Source organism: Peribacillus sp. P4_B1 (assembly GCF_056402395.1).
Window position 1 is genome coordinate 1 of record NZ_JBFUHM010000194.1, and the last position, 508, is coordinate 508.

The 508-nt window shown below is 51.6% G+C and carries 1 protein-coding gene; it reads left to right on the top strand.

The features are described 5' to 3' along the window. A partial coding sequence (locus tag AC1DVK_RS27220) for a hypothetical protein (RefSeq protein WP_477627861.1) occupies window positions 1-508 on the top strand: 508 nt, incomplete at both ends.

Here is a 508-nt window from a genome sequence, read left to right on the forward strand (position 1 = left end):
GGAGTGGCGGATAATTCATTAGGCTTCCCTGATGTGGTTCCCAGCGCCCTACTCTGGTTTGTCATATCTCTGGTTTTTACCAGTCTGACCTCGATTGTGGTCTTCAAGTTCAGGCAACATAATACACACGAAAATGCGGGAGTGGCGGATCATTCATTAGGCTTCCCTGATGTGGTTCCCAGCGCCCTACTCTGGTTTGTCATATCTCTGGTTTTTACCAGTCTGACCTCGATTGTGGTCTTCAAGTTCAGGCAACATAATACACACGAAAATGCGACGTCCCTGACACGACCGATTCTGGCAGTGTTACTGGTCGGCACGCTGGTCACCATTGCTGTTGCTTCACTTATTTCAAGCAATGCCGATTTACAAAAGACACTAATCGGTCCGATTGTTTCGTTGGCCTCCGCGGCAGCGGGATTTTATTTCGCCTCCGCGAACGCGACCGACGCCCGACGGGACATGATGAACGCCGCCACAGCTCACGCATGGACCGTGGCACCTAACC